Consider the following 19,844-nt stretch of genomic DNA (forward strand, 5'->3'; position numbering starts at 1 on the left):
AACGGGCCGGAAGGACACCGCAGCGAGCCGGAGCCCAGCGCCAGGCGGCAGGCCGCATTCGGGCCGAAGACCGAGAACAGGTCGGGGGCGGTGAACGGGCCGGAAGGACACCGCAGCGAGCCGGAGCCCAGCGCCAGGCGGCAGGCCGGATTCGGGCGGGAGCCCGGTGCCGAGCGGGACGCCGGTGACACGCAGACGGCCGCGGCCGGGCTGAAGGCCGCCGCCAGGCAGGAGGGCGGCGGGCCGGAGGGCGGTGGTGGGCCGGAGGGCGGTGGTGGGCCGGAGAGCGGTGGTGCGGCAGGGGGCGAGGGGCGGGAGGAGGGCCGGCGCGCCGCGGAGGTCGGCGGCCCGCAGGGCTCCGTCGGCCCGCGCGAGCGGCGGCTGCACCCCGTCACCCCCCTGCGACGCGCCTGGGCGCCCATCGCCGTGCTCGTCGGCTGGGCCTTCCACGATCCGAACGGCACGCAGCAGCGCCTCTCCGCCCTCACCGCGACCACGCTCACCCTCGGCGCCACGGCCGTCGTCGTCGGCGGTGCCCTGTACGGCTTCCTGAGCTGGTGGTTCACGCACTTCGCAGTGACCGACACCGAACTGCGCATCCGCACGGGCCTGGTGTTCCGGCGCACCGCGCACATCCGCCTCGACCGGCTCCAGGCCGTCGACATGACCCAGCCCCTCGCCGCCCGCGTCGTCGGCGTCACCAAGCTCAAGCTGGACGTCGTCGGCGCGGACAAGAAGGACGAACTGGCCTACCTCGGAGAGCGCGAGGCCGCCGCCCTGCGCGCCGAACTCCTCGCGCGGGCCGCCGGTTTCGCCCCCGAGACCGCCCACGAGGTCGGCGAGGCCCCCGTGCGGAACCTCCTTCACGTACCGCCCCGCATGCTCGCGATATCCCTGCTGCTCACCGGCGCGCCCTGGCTGCTCCTGGTGGCCGCGCTCGTCGTACCGACCGTCCTGTGGTTCGCCACGCACAACCCGTGGACCGTCATCGCGACCGCGCTGCCCATGCTCGGCGGCGCCTTCGCGAGCAGCGTGGGCCGGTTCATCGGGGAGTACGACTGGAGAGTGGGCGAGTCCCCGGACGGCCTGCGCATCGACCACGGGCTGCTCGACAAGGCGCACGAGACGGTGCCGCCGGGCCGGGTGCAGACCGTGAGTCTCGTCGAGCCGCTGCTGTGGCGGCGCCTCGGCTGGGTGCGGGTCGAGCTGGACGTGGCCGGGTCGTCCAACAGCGTTCTGGTGCCGGTCGCGCCGCGCGCGCTCGCCGAGTCCGTGATCGCGCAGATCCTGCCCGGGGTGCGGGTGCCCGCGGAGAGCGAGCTCTCCCGGCCGCCCGCGCGGGCGGCGTGGTGCGTGCCGCTGTGGTGGAAGGGGTACGGCCTCGCCGTCACGGACGCGGTGTTCGCCGCGCGGCACGGCCTGTTCCGGCGGCGCCTCTCCCTGGTGCCGCACGCGAAGGTGCAGAGCGTGCGGCTCGTGCAGGGGCCCTGGGAGCGGTTCAAGGGCGTGGCCGACGTGAAGGTCGACACCGGGGCCAACGAGACGGTGACCGCGCGGCTCCGCCCCGCCGACGAGGCGAGCGCCCTCCTGGAGGGCCAGGCGGAACGTTCCCGTACGGGGCGCTTGGAGGCGCGACCGGACCGGTGGATGGCCTGACGGGGCCGGGCCCCGCCGGGCCCCGCCGGGCCCCGGAGAACCCCGGAGAACCCGCGAAAGCTACGCCTGGAGAGCCGTCCGCAGACCCTCTACGTCGATCTGCTCCGTCTCGTCGTGCGCCGTGAGGTCGATGACCTGGCCGACCCCGCGCTCCGCGTCGGTCGCGGCGTCCGACGGCTTGAACTCCGCCTCGGCCTCCGCCTTGTGCACGGCGAGGGCCTCCTCGCCCACCACGTCGGCGAGGTCCTCGTTCTGCACGGCGTCCAGGGCCGCCGGGGCCGCGCTCTTCGTACCGAAGAAGTCGAAGCCCCCCTCCGTGGCGGGCCGCCGCACCTGCGCGGGCGGCACGACCGCCGCCGCGGCCGGAACCGTGAAGTGCCCGGCGAGCGCCCGCTCGTGCCCGTCGGCCGCCTCGGGCTCACCCTGGGGCTCGTCGTCGACCGCATCCCGTACGTCGGCGTTCCGTACGTCGGCATCCGGGGCGACGTCGTCCACGCCGTCCACGCCGTCCACGTCGGCCTGGTCCGTGACGCCGACCGCCACATCCGCCACGTCAGCGGCGTCAGCGGCGTCAGCGGCATCCGCGTCGGCCTCGGCCTCGACGCGCCCCTCGGCGTCGGCCCCGCCCGCGCCGTCCCCGACGGCGTCCTCCGCGTCGACGACGTCCACGTCGGCAACGCCCCGCTCGAAGCGGTCCAGCGCCGCCAGCGCCTGCTCGAACAGCGACGGCGCGAGGTCCGTGCCCGTGCCCGTGCCCGCACCCGCGACTTCGGCGGCCGAGGACGACTCACCGGGCGGCAGCGCGCGCGTCGGCTCGGTCGTCTCGATGGCGAGCAGCCGCCGCCCTTCGAGGGCGCTGGCCCGCTCGGTCTCCGCGGTCGCGTACCGGCGGAGCAGCGCCGCGTGCTCGTTGCGCAGCGCGGCCAGCTCGGCCCGCTTGGCGCGCAGCTTGTTCTCCAGCTTGGAACGCAGTTCACGCGCCTCTTCGAGGTCGGATTCGCACTCGGCTATCCGCTCCTCGTAACGCCACTCGTCGCTCGCGCGGGCCCGGCTGAGCTCGGCCACGCGCTTGCCCGCCGCCCGGTCCCAGCCGCGCATGACGACCGAGCCCACGACGGCGCTCGCGGCCGCGGCGGCGGCGAGCCCGCGGAGCACGACGGGTTCCGCGAACATCCAGGCGCCGCCGGCGCAGACAAGGGAGAAGCCTGCGACCGCCGACGGAGGAAGCAGCCTGTGCAGTGGGGGGGAATGGCGGTGACGTCCACGTGGCATGGCCAGAAACTTACCGCGCGTAGGCGAAGTCTGGTGCCCCGCCCGCCAAAATCCCGGTGCCCCCACCGTAACTCCCCACGTACCTGAACGACTTCTCTCCCCGTCCGGCCACTCCATCCCCTCCGGACCGATTCCGCAACCCGGCGCGCACGACTTCCGCTTTCCTCCGCGCCGGGTTTCCGGAACTGCCGATTCCAGCCGAGGTCAGGGCGCTTGCGCGGCGCTTCCCCGGCCGGACTCGGCGGCCTGCCTTGCGGCTACTTCTTGATCAGGCCCTTCGACTCCAGATAGTCCTTCGCGACATCCGCTTCCTTCTCGCGCTCCTCGTCGACCTTGCGGTTCAGCTCGATGAGATCGTCCGTCGTCAGCGTCTTGGTGAGCTTGCCGAGCGCCGCGGCTATCTCCTTGTCGCCGGCCGACTTCTCGTTCACCACGGGGAGGATGTTGTCCGCGTTCTGGAGCTTCTTGTCGTCCTCCAGGATCACGAGGCCGAAGTTCTTCAGCGTCGCGTCCGTGGTGGTCGTCAGGAGGAGCTGGTCCTGGCCGTTCTTCACGGCCTGCTTGGACTGCGTGGTGCCGACGCCCTTGGGGTCGATTCCGGCGACGTCGATGCCGTACTTCGACTTCAGGCCCGGCGCGCAGAAGGGCCGCGCCTCGCATTCGTCGCCCGCGGCGATCCGCACCTTCTCGCCGGACTTACCAAGATCGGAAAGCGTCTTGAGCTTGTGCTGCTTCGCGTAATCCTTCGTCACCGCGAACGCGTTCTGGTCGACCGCCCCGCCCGCGGGCAGCGCCTTCAGACCGCGCGGCCCGGCGAGCTTCGTGAGGGCCGCGTACGTGGCGTCGAGGTCACTCGAAGCGACCGGCTTCGCGTCCGGGCCGTTCTTCTTCCGGTTGAGGAATTCCGCGAGCGTGGCGGCGTATTCGGGCGCGACGTCGATGCTGCCCTTCTTCAGCTCCGGCTCGTAGACCTCGCGGTTCTGCACGGTCTTGACCGACGCGTCGTACCCGGCGTCCCGCAGCACGCCCGCGTACAGCTCGGCCAGGACCTTCTGCTCGGTGAACCGCGCCGAGCCGACCACGACGCTGCCCTTGCCGCCGTCCGAGCCCTTGTCGTCCTCCAGGCTGTCCCCGCCGCACGCGGTGAGCCCCGCGGCCAGCGCCACGGCGGCCGAGGCCGCCCCTGCCATCCGTCGCGCGCGACGCGTCCTGCTGTTCATTCGGTGAACCACCATTCGAGAGTTTCAAGGTCCCACCGGCACCAGGGCCGGGGAACGGAAGAACCGGAAGCCGCTTTCGTCGCTCAGCAGCTCAGCTGCTCAGCCGCTCACACGCGACCGCCCCCGCATCGGATCGAAGACCCGCCCCACCACGACGAGCGCCCCCTCCACGACCAGCGCGAGCAGCGCCACCAGGAACGCGCCCGCCACCACCTGCGGGGTGTTCTGCAGGTTGAACCCGGCCGTGATGATCCGCCCGAGGCCGCCCTCGCCCGCCATCGCGGCGAGCGTCGCCGTCGCGACCACCTGCACGGCCGCCGACCGGACCCCCGTCATCACCAGCGGGTACGCCAGCGGCAGCTCGACCCGCGCGAACACCTGACGTCCGCTCATGCCCATGCCCCGCGCGGCCTCCACCACCGACCGGTCCACCTCGCGCATGCCGATGTACGCGTTGGTCAGCAGCGGCGGCACGGCGAAGAGGACCAGCGCGATCAGCGTCGGCACGTCCCCGTGCTCACCGAGCGGCGTGAGGGTCAGCAGGATCAGGACGGCGAGGGTCGGCACCGCGCGGCCCACGTTCGAGATGTTCACCGCGAGCGCGCCGCCCTTGCCGATGTGGCCGAGGAACAGCGCGATCGGCAGCGCGATCAGACACGCCACGGCGAGGCACACACCGCTGAAGTACAGGTGCTCGGCGAGGCGGTGCCACACCCCCTTCTCGCCCTGCCAGTTGGCGGACGTGGTCAGCCAGTCGTAGGCGCCGGATATCGCGTTCATACGGGCTCAGCCACCTTGGCCGTGTCAGGGGCCGCTTCCGTCGTGCGCGCGAAGCGGCTCATGCGGGTGCGGGGCGCCCGGGTCCACGGCGTCAGCCATCTCTGGAGGGCGAGAAGGAGCAGGTCCGCAACGATCGCGAGCGCCACGCACAGCACCGACGCGGTGAGGACCTGCGCCTTGAACTGGGTGTCGAGGCCGTCGAGGATCAGCGTGCCGAGGCCGCCGTAGTCCACGATGGCGCCGACGGTCGTGAGCGCGACCGTCGAGACCGTCGTGATCCGCACCCCGGCGAGGAGCGCGGGCAGCGCCAGCGGAAGTTCGACCTCCCAGAGCATCCGCAGCGGGCCGTACCCCATGCCTTTGGCGGCCTCACGGGCCTCTTCGGGGACGGCCTGCAGGCCCGCGAGGATGTTCCGCACGAGGATCGTCAGCGAGTACAGCACCAGGCCCGTGACGACGAGCGAGGCGGAGAGGCCGAAGAACGGGAGCAGCAGCGAGAACATCGCGAGCGACGGAATCGAGTAGAGGACCGTCGTCACGCCGAGGATCGGCGCCGCGAGGAACCGCCACCGCCGGGCGAGGAGCGCGAGCGGCAGCGAGACCGCCACGCCTATCGCGACGGCGGCGACCGTGATTCCCACGTGCTCCACCGTCGCGTCGATCAATTCCTGGCTGCGCGAGCGGACGTACTCGCCACAGATCCAGTCGTTCGTCACGAGACAGTTCCGCTTGCTCACCCGCCCCGCCTCCCCCGATTCCCCGAAACCACACCGGCCGGACATGTGCTTCAGCCCACATGCGCGGCATCCCCCGTCGACCGCACCCGACCGCGACGCGTGCCGAAACGCACACGTCCATCTGTCTGGTGACCCTAACGCCGAGCACTGACAATCGCCGAGACTCGTACGACGGGCGCAATACGGCCTTCACAGAACACGCGCCACAATGGGGAATCATGATCCGGTTCGAGCACGTGACCAAGCGCTACGCGGACGGCACGACGGCCGTCGACGACCTGTCCTTCGAGGTGGGCGAGGGTGAACTGGTCACACTCGTCGGCCCGTCGGGCTGCGGCAAGACCACGACGATGAAAATGGTGAACCGGCTCATCGAGCCGACCGAGGGACGGATATTCCTCGACGGCGACGACATATCCGGCATCGACCCCGTCCAGCTGCGCCGCCGCATCGGCTATGTCATCCAGCAGGTCGGCCTGTTCCCGCACAAGACGGTCCTGGACAACACGGCGACCGTCCCGCACCTCCTCGGCGTCAAGCGCGCCAAGGCCCGCGAGCGCGCCGCCGAGCTCCTCGACCTCGTCGGCCTCGACCCGGCCGTCTACGGCAGCCGCTACCCGGAGCAGCTCTCCGGCGGTCAGCGCCAACGCGTCGGCGTGGCGCGGGCGTTGGCGGCCGACCCGCCCGTGCTCCTCATGGACGAGCCGTTCGGCGCGGTCGACCCCGTCGTGCGCGAGCACCTGCAGAACGAGTTCCTCCGCCTCCAGCAGGCCGTCCGCAAGACCGTGTTGTTCGTCACGCACGACATCGAGGAGGCGGTCCGGCTCGGCGACCGCATCGCCGTCTACGGCCACGGCCGCATCGAGCAGTTCGACACTCCGTCGACCGTCCTCGGCGCGCCCGCCACGGAGTACGTCGCGGACTTCGTCGGCGCGGACCGCGGCCTCAAGCGCCTCTCGGTGACCCCGATCGAGGAGGGCGACCTGGAGCAGCCGCCCGTCGTGCACCTCGACGACCCGCTGCCGGTCGATCTCGACGCCCGCTGGGCCGTCGTCCTGGACGGCGACAACAACCTGCACGGCTGGATCTCCGCCGAGCACGCGCGCGTGGGCAAGGGGACGGTCCGGGAGCACGCCCGCCGCATGGAGGCGTGGCTGCCGGTCGGCGCGAGCCTGAAGCAGGCGTTCTCGACGATGCTGCAGCACGACGCGGGCTGGATCGCGGTGATCGACGAGAAGAGCGCGGGCCGCTTCCTCGGGGTCCTGACGCCGGCGCGGCTGCACGAGGCCCTGCGGCGGTCGACGGCGGCCGACGCGCGGGACATCGCGCGCGGGGACGTGGAGCTGGAGACGGTGGCTTCGGTGGCGGGGATGTGACGTTCCCCCGGTCACTGATTTAGATGATCTCCAAACAAATGACGGCTGACAGATTTCACCATCTGTCAGCCGTCATTTGTTAGTTATTCGTTAGTCGTTCGTTATCGATCATGCGGCGCCCCTCACCGCACGTCCGACCCCCCGGTCAGCCGCTCGCTCATCCACACCAGCGACGCGGGAATCTCGCGTCGCCACGTGTTGAAATTGTGACCTCCGCTCTCCAGAGTGATCGACGACACTCGCGTGGGCTTTTTCACCTTGTCGATGAACTTCTGCGTGTCCTTGTAGTTGCCCTCGCCCTTCTTGCTGGTGGTGACGAGGAGCGACGTCTTCGGCGGGGGCATGTGGTCCAGGTACCACATCAGGTTGGCGCGGTTCTCCAGGTCCTTGTTCCCGTGGAACAGGTTCCCCGTAGTGACGTCCTGAGCGGCCTTGTAGTAGGCCGAGAGGCCCGCGCCCGCCCCGTACACACCGGGGTGGTGCATGGCGAGCTTCAGGGCGCAGTAGCCGCCCGTGGAGTCGCCGATGATGCCCCAGGAGTCGGGCTTCTTGCCCGCCCTGTAGTGCTCGCTGATCGCGTCGGGCAGGTCCTTGGCGAAGAACGTCTCCGACTGCGGGCCGCCGGGGATGTCCACGCACTCCGTGTCGCGCGGCGGCGCCACGGTCGGCCGCAGCATGACCAGGATCATCGGCTGCATCTTGCCCTGCTTGGCCTGCTTGTGCGCGGTCTGCGGGTAGTGCAGGCCCTTGATCAGCGCCTCGGCGGTGCCGGGGTAGCCGGTGAGCACGGCGGCGGCCGGGAAGGTGCGGTGGCGGTACTGCGGCTGGAAGTACTCCGGGGGCAGGTACACGTAGGCGGGGCTCGCGATCCTGGAGTTCCTGCCCTGGATGTCGATCTTCTGGATCTGGCCGCCGATCTGCGGCCGCTCGCCACCGGGCACGTCGACGGACTGCGTGTCGAGGACCTTCACCGGCCCCTTCGCGCCCGCCGCGTCGTGGTCGACGACCACGCCCTGCGCGGTCTCCTGACCGAGGAGGTCGGCCCAGCTGGCGTAGAAGCCGAACGCCTGGTTGGTGTAGAGACCGATCGACGCGAAGACCGCTACTTGCGTGGCGAGGAGCAGCCCGACGCGGCCCGTGACCGCCTGCCAGCTGCGTCGTGCAAGCCGCGGCCACAGCCAGACCGTGCCGATGAACAGCAGCACGGCCAGCGCGACCGCAAGTGCCAGCACTTTGTTGCTCGTGAGACCCATGGGATGATCCTGCCTGCGCTTTCTGCCTGTTCGCTTCCGGGGGGTCGGAAGGACGCGTTCCGGGGCCCGGGGGGCCGAAGCCGTGGGCCCGGGCAGGCAGGGCTTTCCATGCTCTTGCCACGCCCTTGCCGCGTCTTTTCCGCCAGCTTTGAGCCGGTTTTCCGCTTCGGAGTGAACCCGTCTCCCCGAAGGACCGTCCTAGAGGGCGCAATATCGCCGGATGCCGCCTTTGGCTCCGGGTTCAAGCTCTCTCGCAGAACTACGGGATGCGATGTCTGTCAGGATAGATGGGGAAATGTCGGGTGCGGTTCCAGGTAATGGCGGTGGGCTGCGCCGTATCCTCCGCGGCCCCCGTCCCGAGTCCGTTCCTGCCCTCGTCGCGAGAGCCTGCGCGCTCGTCGGCCTGCTGAACATCGCGGCCGGCGTTTTCCCGCGCTTCAGGTACAGCCGTCTGCACACGTTCGCCGAGATCCTGCCCGGTCTGTTCGGGCCCTTCGCGGCGGCCCTCGCGCTCAGCTCCGGTGTGCTGCTCCTGCTCCTCGCGCACGGCCTGCGGCGCAACAAGCGGCGGGCCTGGCGCGCCGCCGTCGTGCTGCTCCCCGCGGGCGCGGTGGCGCAGTTCGCGTACCGCCACTCGTACATCGGTGTGGTGATCTCGCTCGTCCTGCTCGCGCTGCTGCTGCGCCACCGGAGTGAGTTCGCCGCGCTGCCCGACCCGCGCAGCCGCTGGCGGGCGCTCGCCAACTTCGTCGTCCTGGGCGCCGGATCCATCGCGCTCGGCCTGGTGATCGTCAGCGTCCACCCGGACAAGGTCGTCGGCGACCCCAGCATCAGCGAGCGCCTGATGCACGTCCTGTACGGCCTCTTCGGCGTCGAGGGTCCGGTCGACTACACCGGCCGCACCCCCTGGACCGTCGGCTTCTCGCTGGGCGCCCTCGGCCTGCTGACCGCCCTCACCACCATCTACCTGGCCTTCCGCCCCGAGCACCCGGCCGCGCGCCTCACCGAGGACGACGAGACCCGCCTCCGCGAGCTGCTCGACAAGCACGGCGGCCGCGACTCCCTCGGCCACTTCGCGCTGCGCCGTGACAAGGGCGTCGTGTTCTCGCCGAGCGGCAAGGCCGCCGTCACGTACCGCGTCGTGTCCGGTGTGATGCTCGCCTCAGGCGACCCGATCGGTGACGTGGAGGCCTGGCCGGGCGCCATCGAGCGCTTCATGGACGAGGCCAAGGCGCACTCGTGGACGCCCGCCGTCATGGGCTGCTCCGAGACCGGCGGCCAGGTGTGGACGCGTGAGACCGGCCTCGACGCCCTGGAGCTGGGGGACGAGGCGGTGGTGGATGTCGCGGATTTCTCCCTGTCCGGGCGCGCGATGCGCAACGTGCGCCAGATGGTCAAGCGAATCGAGCGCAATGGGTACGAGACCCGCGTGCGGCGCATCCGTGACCTCGGGGAGCAGGAGCTGGAGCGCATCCAGCGGGCCGCCGACGACTGGCGGGGCACCGACACCGAGCGCGGCTTCTCCATGGCGCTCGGCCGCATCGGCGACCCGGACGACGGCGACTGCCTGATCGCGACCGCCCACAAGACCGACGAACAGCCCGGTCCGTACGGCGACTTGAAGGCCGTCCTGCACTTCGTGCCGTGGGGCAAGGACGGCGTCTCGCTCGACCTGATGCGCCGTGACCGCTCGGCCGACCCGGGCATGAACGAGCTGCTCATCGTGGCCGCGCTGCAGGCCGCCCCGAAGCTGGGCATCGCCAAGGTCTCGCTGAACTTCGCGATGTTCCGCGCGGCGCTCGCGCGCGGCGAGAAGCTCGGCGCGGGCCCGGTCCTGCGCGCCTGGAGGGGCCTGCTCGTCTTTCTCTCGCGCTGGTTCCAGATCGAGTCGCTGTACAAGTTCAACGCGAAGTTCCGGCCGCGCTGGGAGCCCCGCTTCGTGGTCTACCGCGCCAGCCGCGACCTGCCCCGCATCGGTTTCGCGGCGATGCAGGCCGAGGGCTTCGTGACCCTCGCCCTGCCGCGGTTCCTGCGCCGCAGGGGCGCGCAGCCCCGCCCCTGCACGCACCAGAGCGCCCAGGTGGCCCTGGCCGCCGAGCACGAGATGCGGACGGCGTAGCGCCCACGCGCGCGGGCCTACGCTTAAGGCATGAGTACGTTGCGTGGGCGGGGAACGGTCGAGGGACTGCCTCAGTGGGACCGCTGTGCGGTCATGGGCGTCGTGAACGTCACCCCCGACTCCTTCTCCGACGGCGGCCGCTGGTTCGACACCACGGCCGCCGTCAAGCACGGCGTCGACCTGGTCGCCCAGGGCGCCGACCTGGTCGACGTGGGCGGCGAGTCCACGCGGCCCGGCGCGTCCCGGGTGGACGAGGACGAGGAGCTGCGGCGCGTCGTCCCCGTGGTGCGGGGCCTGGCCTCCGAGGGCGTCACGGTGTCCGTGGACACGATGCGGGCGTCGGTGGCCCGGCAGGCGCTCGCCGCGGGCGCGGTCCTCGTGAACGACGTCTCCGGAGGGCTCGCGGACCCCGACATGGTGCCGGTCGTCGCCGCCGCGGACGCGCCGTTCGTGGTCATGCACTGGCGCGGCTTCCTGACGGACATCCACGCCAGGCCCGTGTACGAGGACGTGGTCTCCGAAGTGGTCGACGAGCTCCACGCGCGCGTGGAGGCGGCCATCGAGGGCGGTATCGCGCCGGAGCGGATCGTCGTCGACCCAGGTCTCGGCTTCTCCAAGGACGCCGAGCACGACCTGGCCCTGGTGGCCCGCCTCGACCGGCTGCGGTCGCTCGGCCGCCCGCTCCTGGTCGCGGCGTCCCGCAAGCGCTTCCTCGGCCGGGTCCTGGCGGGCCCCGAGGGCTCCCCGCCCCCGGCCAGGGAGCGGGACGCGGCGACGGCCGCGATCTCCGCGATCGCCGCTCACCAGGGTGCCTGGGCGGTCCGCGTGCACGAGGTCCGCGCCACGGCGGACGCGGTGCGCGTCGCCCAGGCGATCACGGAGGCGGCGGAGGTCCGGTGACTCGGGCGCACACGGACGTCGAACAGGTCGAGCTCGCCAACACCGCCTTCTACGAAGCGCTGGAGCGGGGTGACTTCGACGCGCTCTCGGACCTGTGGCTGGACGCGGTGGACCTCGCGGACGCCACCGGCAGCGGCGGCGACACGCCGGGCCGTACGCGTACCGCCCCCGATGGCGGACCGGACGCGGACCCCGATGACGACGCCCCGGGCACCGACGACGCCGACGGCTCCGATGACGACGACACCGACGCCGGTGGCCCCGCGATCTCCTGCGTCCACCCGGGCTGGCCGGTGCTCACGGGCCGCGGCGAGGTCCTCAGGTCGTACGCGCTGATCATGGCGAACACGGAGTACATCCAGTTCTTCCTCACCGACGTACGGGTTAGCGTCGCGGCCGACACGGCCCTCGTGACCTGCACGGAGAACATCCTCAGCGGCGGCCCGGCGCCCCAGGACGGCGATGAGCTCGGCCCGCTCGTCGGGCAGCTCGTGGTCGCCACGAACGTGTTCCGGCGCACGTCCGACGGCTGGAAACTGTGGTCGCACCACGCGTCACCCGTCCTTGCCGAATCCGGTGACGAAGAGGACGACGAGACACCCTCATGAGTGGTGGCGGCCCCCGCTTCAGTGGGTAGGGGCACCGGGAACCCGCGCGGGCGGGCCGTCCTGTGGCCCCCGCGAGCGAACACTGTCGGTGCTCGCAGGTAGATTCGATTGAGGCTGGTGTGCCGACCGCACTCGGCAGGGACCGGCCGTACCGACGACAGTCAGGAGTGATTGGCGTGGATCGTGTCGCGCTGCGCGGGCTCAAGGCCCGCGGGCACCACGGTGTCTACCCGCGGGAGCGCGAAGAGGGCCAGACCTTCATCGTGGACCTGGTCCTTGGTCTGGACACGCGAGCGGCCGCGGCCGACGACGACCTGACGAAGACCGTGCACTACGGCATCGTGGCGGAGGAGGTCGTGGCCGTCGTCGAGGGCGAGCCGGTGAACCTCATCGAGACGCTCTCCGAGCGCATCGCCCAGGCCTGCCTCAAGCACGAAGGCGTCCTGGAGGTCGAGGTCACGGTGCACAAGCCGGACGCCCCGATCACCGTCCCGTTCGACGACGTGACCGTCACCATCACCCGGAGCCGCGTATGAACGCCCACAGCGACCCCACCGTCCAGCCGGTGCCCGCCTCCGTCGTGGAACAGGTGGACGCCGCCGACACCACGCTCTCCAACCCGCACCGGGCCGTGCTCTCCCTCGGCTCGAACCTGGGCAACCGCCTGGAGACCCTCCAGGGCGCCATCGACGCCCTGGAGGACACGCCGGGCCTCCGGGTCAAGGCGGTCTCCCCCGTGTACGAGACGGAGCCCTGGGGCGTCGAGCCGGGCAGCCAGCCGTCGTACTTCAACGCGGTCGTGGTCGTGAAGACGACGCTGCCCCCGTCCTCGCTCCTGGAGCGCGCGCACGCGGTCGAGGAGGCCTTCCACCGCGTACGGGACGAGCGCTGGGGCCCGCGCACCATCGACGTCGACATCGTCGCGTACGCGGACGTGGTCTCCGACGACCCGACCCTCACGCTCCCGCACCCGCGGGCGCACGAGCGGGCCTTCGTCCTCGCCCCGTGGCACGACGTGGAGCCGGAGGCGCGGCTCACGGGCCGCGGCCCGATCGCCGATCTGCTCGCCGAGGTCACCCGCGAGGGCGTCACTCCGCGCGCCGACCTGGAACTCAGGCTGCCCGAGTAGTCGTTGGGCCGATGACCACCCGACACACATGACAGGAACAAGGGGCGACCGCCGGAATGAAGGAACTGCGCGTCAGGACGCTGGCCGGCCTGTTCGTCGTCGCCGGGGTGCTGTCCTGGGCGGGCTCCCGCCTCTGGGACTCCAGAGGCACGCTGCCGCGCGTCCCGCTGGCCGCGCCCATCGTCCTCGCGGTGATCGCCGTGGTGCTGCTCGCCACGGCGATCTCGCTGCGGGCCCGGCTGCGCGCCCAGCGTGAGCGGCGGCCCGGCGCGAAGGGCGTCGAGCCGATGATGGCGGCCCGCGCGGTCGTCTTCGGCCAGGCCAGCGCCCTCGTCGCCGCCCTCGTCTGCGGGATGTACGGCGGCGTGGGCGCCTTCATGCTGGAGTTCCTCGACATCCCGGCCCGCCGCGACCAGGCGTACTACGCGGGCTTCTCGGTCCTCGCGGGCATCGGCGTGATAGCGGCGGCGTTCTTCCTGGAGCGTGTCTGCAAACTCCCGGAGAACGGCGACGACGAACACGGGGGCGCGGCCCCCGCTGCGTGATCGTTCATCGCGCTGCGCGCTCGTCCTCGAACTCCCCCAAGCTCTTAAGGAGCAGGGGGTACCCCCTCGACGGGCTGAATTACCGAGCCATGATCAGGCTCATCGCCTCGTTCCGCGTCGCGGGGTCCCGCAACTGCCCCCGCACCGCAGAGGTGATCGTCTTGGCCCCGGGCTTGCGGACCCCCCGCATCGTCATACACATGTGCTCGCACTCGACGACCACGATGACCCCGCGCGGCTCCAGTATCTCCATCAGGGAGTCCGCGATCTGCGTGGTCAGCCGCTCCTGGACCTGCGGGCGGCGCGCGTAGACGTCGACGAGGCGGGCGAGCTTCGACAGACCGGTGATCTTGCCGTCCGTGGACGGGATGTAGCCGACGTGGGCGACGCCCACGAACGGCACCAGGTGGTGCTCGCAGGAGCTCATGACCTCGATGTCCTTCACCAGGACCATCTCGTCGTGCCCCAGGTCGAACGTGGTCGTCAGGACGTCCTCGGGCTTCTGCCACAGGCCCGCGAATATCTCCTTGTACGCGCGTGCCACGCGGCCCGGGGTCTCCTTCAGGCCCTCCCGGTCCGGGTCCTCGCCGACCGCGATCAGCAGTTCCCGTACGGCGTTCTCGGCCCGCTTCTCGTCGAACTCGCCGATCGAGCCCTCGCCGTCCAGCGTCACGGGGTCGGTCATCTGTGCCTCGTTCCTGGTTCCTGGTTCCTGCGGACGGCCGAAAACAGCCGCGCCCCCCAGGCTAGAACCTGGGGGGCGCGGCATGCATTCCGGGCCTGGTGGGGCGGGCGGAATCAGCTTTCGGGGCGGTCCTCCGGGGCCACCTCGACCGCCGGGGTGTCCGTCTCGCCCGCGGTCACCGCGGGGCCCGAGCCATTGGCGCCGTTCGTCAGGGCGAGCTCCTTCGGGGAGAGCACCGGCGGGCGCGTCGACGGCGTGCGCCGCGTGGAGCCCGTCCAGGCCGGGCGGGCCGGACGCTTGACGATCGGGGCGAAGATCTCGGCGATCTCCTCCTTGCCGAGCGTCTCCTTCTCGAGGAGCTGAAGCACCAGGTTGTCGAGGACGTCACGGTTCTCGACGAGGATCTCCCAGGCTTCGTTGTGCGCCGTCTCGATGAGCTTCTTGACCTCTTCGTCGACGAGCGCCGCGACCTCTTCCGAGTAGTCGCGCTGGTGCGCCATCTCCCGGCCGAGGAACGGCTCGGTGTTGTCGCCGCCGAACTTGATCGCGCCGAGACGCTCGGTCATGCCGTACTGCGTGACCATGGCGCGGGCCGTGGCCGTGGCCTTCTCGATGTCGTTGGCGGCACCCGTGGTCGGGTCGTGGAAGACGAGCTCCTCCGCGGCGCGCCCGCCCAGCATGTACGCGAGCTGGTCGAGCATTTCGTTGCGCGTGGTGGAGTACTTGTCCTCGTCCGGCAGGACCATGGTGTAGCCCAGGGCGCGGCCGCGCGACAGGATCGTGATCTTGTGGACCGGGTCGGAGTTCGGGGAGGCCGCCGCGACCAGGGCGTGTCCGCCCTCGTGGTACGCGGTGATCTTCTTCTCCTTGTCGGACATGATCCGGGTCCGCTTCTGCGGGCCCGCCACGACGCGGTCGATGGCCTCGTCCAGCATGTGGTTGTCGATCAGCTTCTTGTCCGAGCGGGCCGTGAGCAGCGCGGCCTCGTTCAGGACGTTGGACAGATCGGCACCGGTGAAGCCGGGGGTGCGCCGGGCGACGGCCGCGAGGTCGACGTCCGGGGCGACCGGCTTGCCCTTCTGGTGGACCTTGAGGATCTCCAGACGGCCCTGCATGTCCGGGCGGTCGACGGCGATCTGCCGGTCGAAGCGGCCGGGGCGCAGGAGGGCCGGGTCGAGGATGTCGGGCCGGTTCGTGGCGGCGATCAGGATGACGCCGCCCTTCACGTCGAAGCCGTCCATCTCGACGAGCAGCTGGTTCAGCGTCTGCTCGCGCTCGTCGTGGCCGCCGCCGAGGCCGGCGCCGCGGTGGCGGCCGACGGCGTCGATCTCGTCGACGAAGACGATCGCCGGGGCGTTCGCCTTGGCCTGCTCGAAGAGGTCACGGACACGGGAGGCACCGACACCGACGAACATCTCGACGAAGTCGGAGCCGGAGATCGAGTAGAACGGGACGCCCGCCTCGCCCGCGACGGCGCGCGCGAGCAGCGTCTTGCCCGTACCGGGCGGGCCGTAGAGGAGCACGCCCTTGGGGATCTTGGCGCCGACGGCCTGGAACTTCGCCGGCTCCTGGAGGAACTCCTTGATCTCGTGGAGCTCCTCGACGGCCTCGTCGGAGCCCGCCACGTCGGCGAACGTCGTCTTCGGCGTGTCCTTGGTGATGAGCTTCGCCTTGGACTTGCCGAAGTTCATGACCCGGCTGCCGCCGCCCTGCATCTGATTCATCAGGAACAGGAAGACGACGACGATCAGAACGAAGGGGAGGAGCGACAGCAGAATGCCGACGAAGGGGTTCTGCTTCGACGGGGAGACGGTGTAACCGTCGGGGATCTTCTCGTCGTTGAACTTGGCTTGCAACATCTTGGCGATCTCGACGCCCTGGTCGCCGATGTAGCTCGCCTGGATCTTGCTGCTGCCCTTGACCTTCTGGCCGTCCTTGAGCTCGACCTTGATGGTGTGATCGTCACCGGTCGTGAGCTTGGCCGACTCGACCTTGTTGTCGTCGATGGCCTGTACGACCTGGCCGGTATCCACCGTCTTGTAGCCGCCGGACGAACCGACGACCTGCATCAACACGACCACGGCAAGGACGGCCAGCACGATCCACATGACTGGCCCACGGAAGTATCGCTTCACGTCCATCCACACGGAGCGGTGGCGCTCCGTACCTCCTGCCATAGTGAGTTTGATAAAGACTGTTCTTCGGACGGTACCCCAGCATTGTCACCCGAAGCCGCACGGGACGGCTGGCAATCCCGCCTACGCATGCTCCAACGGCAGGAAACGGCTGGGGGTTCCCGGACGTCCGCCGAGTGGTCCCCGGGTGTCAGCCGCCGTACACGTGCGGGGCGAGCGTGCCGACGAACGGGAGGTTGCGGTACTTCTCCGCGTAGTCCAGGCCGTATCCGACGACGAACTCGTTCGGAATGTCGAAGCCGACCCATTCGACGTCGATCGCGACCTTCGCGGCCTCCGGCTTGCGCAGGAGCGTGCACACCTTGAGGGACGCGGGCTCGCGCGAGCCGAGGTTGGAGAGCAGCCACGACAGCGTCAGGCCGGAGTCGATGATGTCCTCGACGATCAGGACGTGCTTGCCCTTGATGTCGGTGTCCAGGTCCTTGAGGATGCGGACCACGCCGGAGGACTGGGTGCCCGCGCCGTACGACGACACCGCCATCCAGTCCATGGTGACCGGGGTGGACAGGGCGCGCGCCAGGTCCGCCATGACCATCACGGCGCCCTTGAGGACTCCGACGATGAGCAGGTCCTTGCCCGCGTACTCCGCGTCGATCTTCGCGGCCAGCTCGGCCAGCTTCGCGTCGATCTCTTCCTTGGTGATGAGCACCGACTGGAGGTCGGTGCCCATGTCTTTCGCGTCCACCCGCATCACTTTCGGTCGTCCCACCGGCCCGCGGGAACCATCGGAAATCAGTCCCGAACGGTCACCGCGTCAGCCTTGCCGGATCACCAGTCTGCCACCCTGCCGCTGTGCGACGACTTTGCCGGGGAGATTGATGACCCCCTGGCCGCGCCAGCCGGTGATCAGCCGGTCGACTTCCTCGATGTGCCGGGCGAACAGCGCACCGGCCGGGGAACCGGCGTCGATGGCGGCGCGGCGCACGATGCGGCGGCGCACCGCAGGCGGCAGCGCGAACAGCTTGGCGCACTCCAGGCGCCCGGACGCGTCGCGCACGGACGCCTCCGCCTGGGCGGCCCAGGCGTCCAGGGCGTCCGCGTCGTCGCGGGACAGCTGGGCGGTGCGCGCGAGGGCCTCCACGACGCCCTTGCCGAGCGCTTTCTCCAGGGCGGGCAGGCCTTCGTGGCGCAGGCGCGAGCGGGTGTAGGCCGGGTCCGCGTTGTGCGGGTCGTCCCAGACGGGCAAGGACTGGACCAGACAGGCCTTGCGGGCGGTCTGGCGGTCGATGTGCAGGAACGGGCGGCGATAGCGGCCGCCCGCGCCGGAGACGGCGGCCATGCCGGACAGGGAGCGGATGCCGGAGCCGCGGGCGAGGCCGAGCAGGACCGTCTCGGCCTGGTCGTCCCGGGTGTGCCCGAGGAGCACGGCGACGGCGCCGTGGCGGTCGGCGGCCGCGTCGAGCGCGGCGTACCTGGCGTCGCGGGCGGCCGCCTCGGGGCCGCCGTCGCGGCCGACGGACACGGCGAGCGACTCGACCGGGTCGAGGCCGAGTGCGGTCATGCGTGCGGCGACCTCGGCGGCGCGCAGGTCCGAGCCGGGCTGCAGGCCGTGGTCGACGGTCACGGCGCCGGCGCGCAGGCCCAGCTTGGGGGCTTCGAAGGCGAGGGCGGAGGCGAGCGCCATGGAGTCGGCGCCGCCCGAGCACGCGACGAGCACGAGCGGCGACGGGGGCTGCTCGTGTGCGGGGCGTGCCTGGCGCGGGGCCGGGGGGGTCTGGGGGTTGTGGGGGGTCTGTGGGGGGTGTGCGGTCCGGGAGGGGGCGAGGTCGCGCTGGGCGGCCAGGTCGGTCAGTACGTCGTGGAGTACGCGGCGGACCGCCAGGCGTATCGCCGCGACCGCAGGATGGGGACCCATTCCGGTTGGTTCCCTTCATGAAGTTCGGGGGGTGAGCCTCGGGTCAGTCACTCAGCGGCCTCTCGCGTGGCTCCGGTTCACCTGAGCCCCACAAGTTTGGTCACTGAGAGTGTGTCGATGGTGACAGAACCGAGCCGTTACCCGAGCATTGCACGCCTACCCATGGCTCACGGTCCCTCGGACGGGTGATAGCGGGGGCGTTCTCCTGCCGTCGGCCGCATCTGTTCGCTCAGTCTGCCCTACGGTGCACCCGCGCGACCCAGTCCGCGGGTTTGGCGATCTCCGCCTTGGTGGGCAGTGTGTTCGGAGAGGTCCATACGCGATTGAAACCGTCCATACCGACCTCGTCCACGACCGCCCGAACGAAGCGCTCGCCGTCACGGTACTGACGCAGCTTCGCGTCGAGGCCGAGCAGCTTGCGCAGCGCCTGGTCGAGGCGGCTCGCGCCGCGCTGGCGGCGCTCCTTGAACTTCTCGCGGATCTCGTTGACCGACGGCACGACGCCGGGTCCCACGCCGTCCATCACGTAGTCGGCGTGGCCCTCCAGGAGGGACATGACGGCCGTCAGACGGGCCAGGATCTCGCGCTGCGTCGGCGTCTGGACCAGGTCCACGAAGGAGCGGCCGCCGTCGTCCTCCTCCGCCTCCGGGCGGCCGCCCGCGAGGCTCTGGGCGGCCTCCCGGATGCGCTCGAGAACGGTCATCGGGTCGACTTCCGTCTCCCCCAGGAACGACTGGATCTCACTCTCCAGGTGGTCGCGCAGCCACGGCACCGACGAGAACTGGGTGCGGTGCGTCTCCTCGTGCAGGCACACCCACAGCCGGAAGTCGTGCGGGTCCACGTCGAGTTCGCGCTCCACGTGGACGATGTTCGGCGCTACGAGGAGGAGCCTGCCGCCGCTCTCCGCGCCCGCGGGCAGGTCGCGGGACGCGGGGGCGAACGTCTCGTACTGGCCGAGCACGCGGGACGCCAGGAAGGACAGCAGCATGCCGAGCTCCACGCCCGTCACCTTGCCGCCGACCGCGCCGAGGACGGCGCCGCCCGGGCCGCTGCCGCGGCGGTCCTTCATCTTCTCGAGGAGCGGCTTGAGCACCTCGCGGAACCCCGCCACGTTCGCGCGCACCCAGCCCGCGCGGTCCACGACGAGGACCGGGGTGTCGTGCGTCTCGTCCGTGCCCATCCGCGTGAACGAACGGACGTGCTCCTCCGAGGACTTGGCATGCCGCCTGAGCTCCGCGACGACCGCGCGGGCCTCGTCGCGGCTCACCTCCGGCCCCGGCCGCACGAGCCGGGTCGCGGTCGCCACCGCGAGATTCCAGTCGACCATCTCCGCACCACCGAGGCTCGTCATGCCGTCAACGGTACGTGGTCGGCTGCGCCTGCGTACGGGGTTGAGGCCGCCGTTGTCCGCCCCACGCCCATGCCTTTCCCACCCGCCCGCCCGTTTCCGCCTCCACGTGGGTGGTGAGCGTGATGTCCTTGGTCGTCGCCGCCAGGTAGCGGGCCTTCACCGC

General features: G+C 70.9%; 18 protein-coding genes. 8 read left to right on the top strand and 10 right to left on the bottom strand.

All coding sequences use genetic code 11. From position 1 onward, the window contains the following. Nucleotides 1-210 precede the first annotated feature (210 nt). Nucleotides 211-1,656, top strand: coding sequence for a PH domain-containing protein (locus ACFWZ5_RS20810; RefSeq protein WP_384795845.1), 1,446 nt, complete (start codon nucleotides 211-213; stop codon nucleotides 1,654-1,656). 60 nt (nucleotides 1,657-1,716) lie between these two features. Here the strand turns inward: ACFWZ5_RS20810 and ACFWZ5_RS20815 are convergent, their stop codons facing one another. The 4 genes from ACFWZ5_RS20815 to ACFWZ5_RS20830 all read right to left on the bottom strand — a co-directional run bounded on the left by ACFWZ5_RS20815 (nucleotide 1,717) and on the right by ACFWZ5_RS20830 (nucleotide 5,665). Beyond that, nucleotides 1,717-2,829 carry a hypothetical protein gene (locus ACFWZ5_RS20815; RefSeq protein ID WP_384795816.1) on the bottom strand — a complete coding sequence of 371 codons (1,113 nt, stop codon included), beginning with the start codon at nucleotides 2,827-2,829 and terminating at the stop codon, nucleotides 1,717-1,719. Nucleotides 2,830-3,185: 356 nt separating this feature from the next. Then, nucleotides 3,186-4,148 (bottom strand): ABC transporter substrate-binding protein, encoded by a 963-nt coding sequence (locus ACFWZ5_RS20820; protein ID WP_384890922.1) that lies wholly within the window; start codon nucleotides 4,146-4,148, stop codon nucleotides 3,186-3,188. A gap of 99 nt (nucleotides 4,149-4,247) precedes the next feature. After that, complete coding sequence (locus tag ACFWZ5_RS20825) at nucleotides 4,248-4,928, bottom strand: ABC transporter permease (RefSeq protein ID WP_384795812.1); 681 nt, start codon at nucleotides 4,926-4,928, stop codon at nucleotides 4,248-4,250. Then, nucleotides 4,925-5,665: an ABC transporter permease gene (locus ACFWZ5_RS20830; protein ID WP_384795810.1), complete on the bottom strand. Its 741-nt coding sequence runs from the start codon at nucleotides 5,663-5,665 to the stop codon at nucleotides 4,925-4,927. The genes ACFWZ5_RS20825 and ACFWZ5_RS20830 overlap by 4 nt, the downstream gene beginning before the upstream one ends. 218 nt (nucleotides 5,666-5,883) lie before the next feature. Between ACFWZ5_RS20830 and ACFWZ5_RS20835 the strand changes: the two genes are divergently transcribed. Beyond that, nucleotides 5,884-7,041: an ABC transporter ATP-binding protein gene (locus ACFWZ5_RS20835; protein WP_384795808.1), complete on the top strand. Its 1,158-nt coding sequence runs from the start codon at nucleotides 5,884-5,886 to the stop codon at nucleotides 7,039-7,041. Between the two features lie 122 nt (nucleotides 7,042-7,163). On the opposite strand, the gene ACFWZ5_RS20840 is transcribed toward ACFWZ5_RS20835, so the two are convergent. After that, complete coding sequence (locus ACFWZ5_RS20840) at nucleotides 7,164-8,294, bottom strand: alpha/beta hydrolase (protein ID WP_384795806.1); 1,131 nt, start codon at nucleotides 8,292-8,294, stop codon at nucleotides 7,164-7,166. 295 nt (nucleotides 8,295-8,589) lie between these two features. Here ACFWZ5_RS20840 and ACFWZ5_RS20845 point away from each other — a divergent pair, with 295 nt between their 5' ends. From ACFWZ5_RS20845 to ACFWZ5_RS20870, 6 genes are all read left to right on the top strand, one after another. Next, nucleotides 8,590-10,413: a phosphatidylglycerol lysyltransferase domain-containing protein gene (locus ACFWZ5_RS20845; RefSeq protein ID WP_384795804.1), complete on the top strand. Its 1,824-nt coding sequence runs from the start codon at nucleotides 8,590-8,592 to the stop codon at nucleotides 10,411-10,413. 30 nt (nucleotides 10,414-10,443) lie between these two features. Then, on the top strand, nucleotides 10,444-11,313 hold the full coding sequence (folP, locus tag ACFWZ5_RS20850; protein WP_384795802.1) for a dihydropteroate synthase: 870 nt from the start codon (nucleotides 10,444-10,446) through the stop codon (nucleotides 11,311-11,313). Then, entirely contained in the window at nucleotides 11,310-11,921 is a 612-nt protein-coding gene (locus tag ACFWZ5_RS20855) for a nuclear transport factor 2 family protein (RefSeq protein WP_384795800.1), read from the top strand. Before folP ends, ACFWZ5_RS20855 begins: the two co-directional genes overlap by 4 nt. A gap of 176 nt (nucleotides 11,922-12,097) precedes the next feature. After that, entirely contained in the window at nucleotides 12,098-12,457 is a 360-nt protein-coding gene (folB, locus tag ACFWZ5_RS20860) for a dihydroneopterin aldolase (protein WP_384795798.1), read from the top strand. Then, nucleotides 12,454-13,050 (top strand): 2-amino-4-hydroxy-6-hydroxymethyldihydropteridine diphosphokinase, encoded by a 597-nt coding sequence (folK, locus tag ACFWZ5_RS20865; protein WP_384795796.1) that lies wholly within the window; start codon nucleotides 12,454-12,456, stop codon nucleotides 13,048-13,050. The genes folB and folK overlap by 4 nt, the downstream gene beginning before the upstream one ends. Before the next feature lie 56 nt (nucleotides 13,051-13,106). Beyond that, nucleotides 13,107-13,595, top strand: coding sequence for a DUF3180 domain-containing protein (locus ACFWZ5_RS20870; RefSeq protein ID WP_384795794.1), 489 nt, complete (start codon nucleotides 13,107-13,109; stop codon nucleotides 13,593-13,595). A 79-nt stretch (nucleotides 13,596-13,674) separates the two neighbouring features. Here the strand turns inward: ACFWZ5_RS20870 and folE are convergent, their stop codons facing one another. The 5 genes from folE to ACFWZ5_RS20895 form a co-directional block, all read right to left on the bottom strand. After that, nucleotides 13,675-14,280, bottom strand: coding sequence for a GTP cyclohydrolase I FolE (folE, locus tag ACFWZ5_RS20875; protein WP_384795792.1), 606 nt, complete (start codon nucleotides 14,278-14,280; stop codon nucleotides 13,675-13,677). Between the two features lie 113 nt (nucleotides 14,281-14,393). Beyond that, the gene (gene ftsH / locus ACFWZ5_RS20880) at nucleotides 14,394-16,421 is read right to left on the bottom strand and encodes an ATP-dependent zinc metalloprotease FtsH (RefSeq protein ID WP_384795843.1); all 2,028 of its coding nucleotides are present in this window, start codon (nucleotides 16,419-16,421) and stop codon (nucleotides 14,394-14,396) included. A 184-nt stretch (nucleotides 16,422-16,605) separates the two neighbouring features. After that, nucleotides 16,606-17,166, bottom strand: coding sequence for a hypoxanthine phosphoribosyltransferase (gene hpt, locus ACFWZ5_RS20885; RefSeq protein ID WP_030679974.1), 561 nt, complete (start codon nucleotides 17,164-17,166; stop codon nucleotides 16,606-16,608). 63 nt (nucleotides 17,167-17,229) lie between these two features. After that, the gene (gene tilS, locus ACFWZ5_RS20890; RefSeq protein WP_384890926.1) at nucleotides 17,230-18,330 is read right to left on the bottom strand and encodes a tRNA lysidine(34) synthetase TilS; all 1,101 of its coding nucleotides are present in this window, start codon (nucleotides 18,328-18,330) and stop codon (nucleotides 17,230-17,232) included. 229 nt (nucleotides 18,331-18,559) lie between these two features. Then, entirely contained in the window at nucleotides 18,560-19,681 is a 1,122-nt protein-coding gene (locus tag ACFWZ5_RS20895) for a zinc-dependent metalloprotease (RefSeq protein WP_384806872.1), read from the bottom strand. Nucleotides 19,682-19,844: the final 163 nt, after the last annotated feature.

The sequence above is a fragment of the Streptomyces sp. NPDC059003 genome (genome assembly GCF_042740445.1).
In the GTDB taxonomy this organism is placed as follows: Bacteria; Actinomycetota; Actinomycetes; order Streptomycetales; family Streptomycetaceae; genus Streptomyces.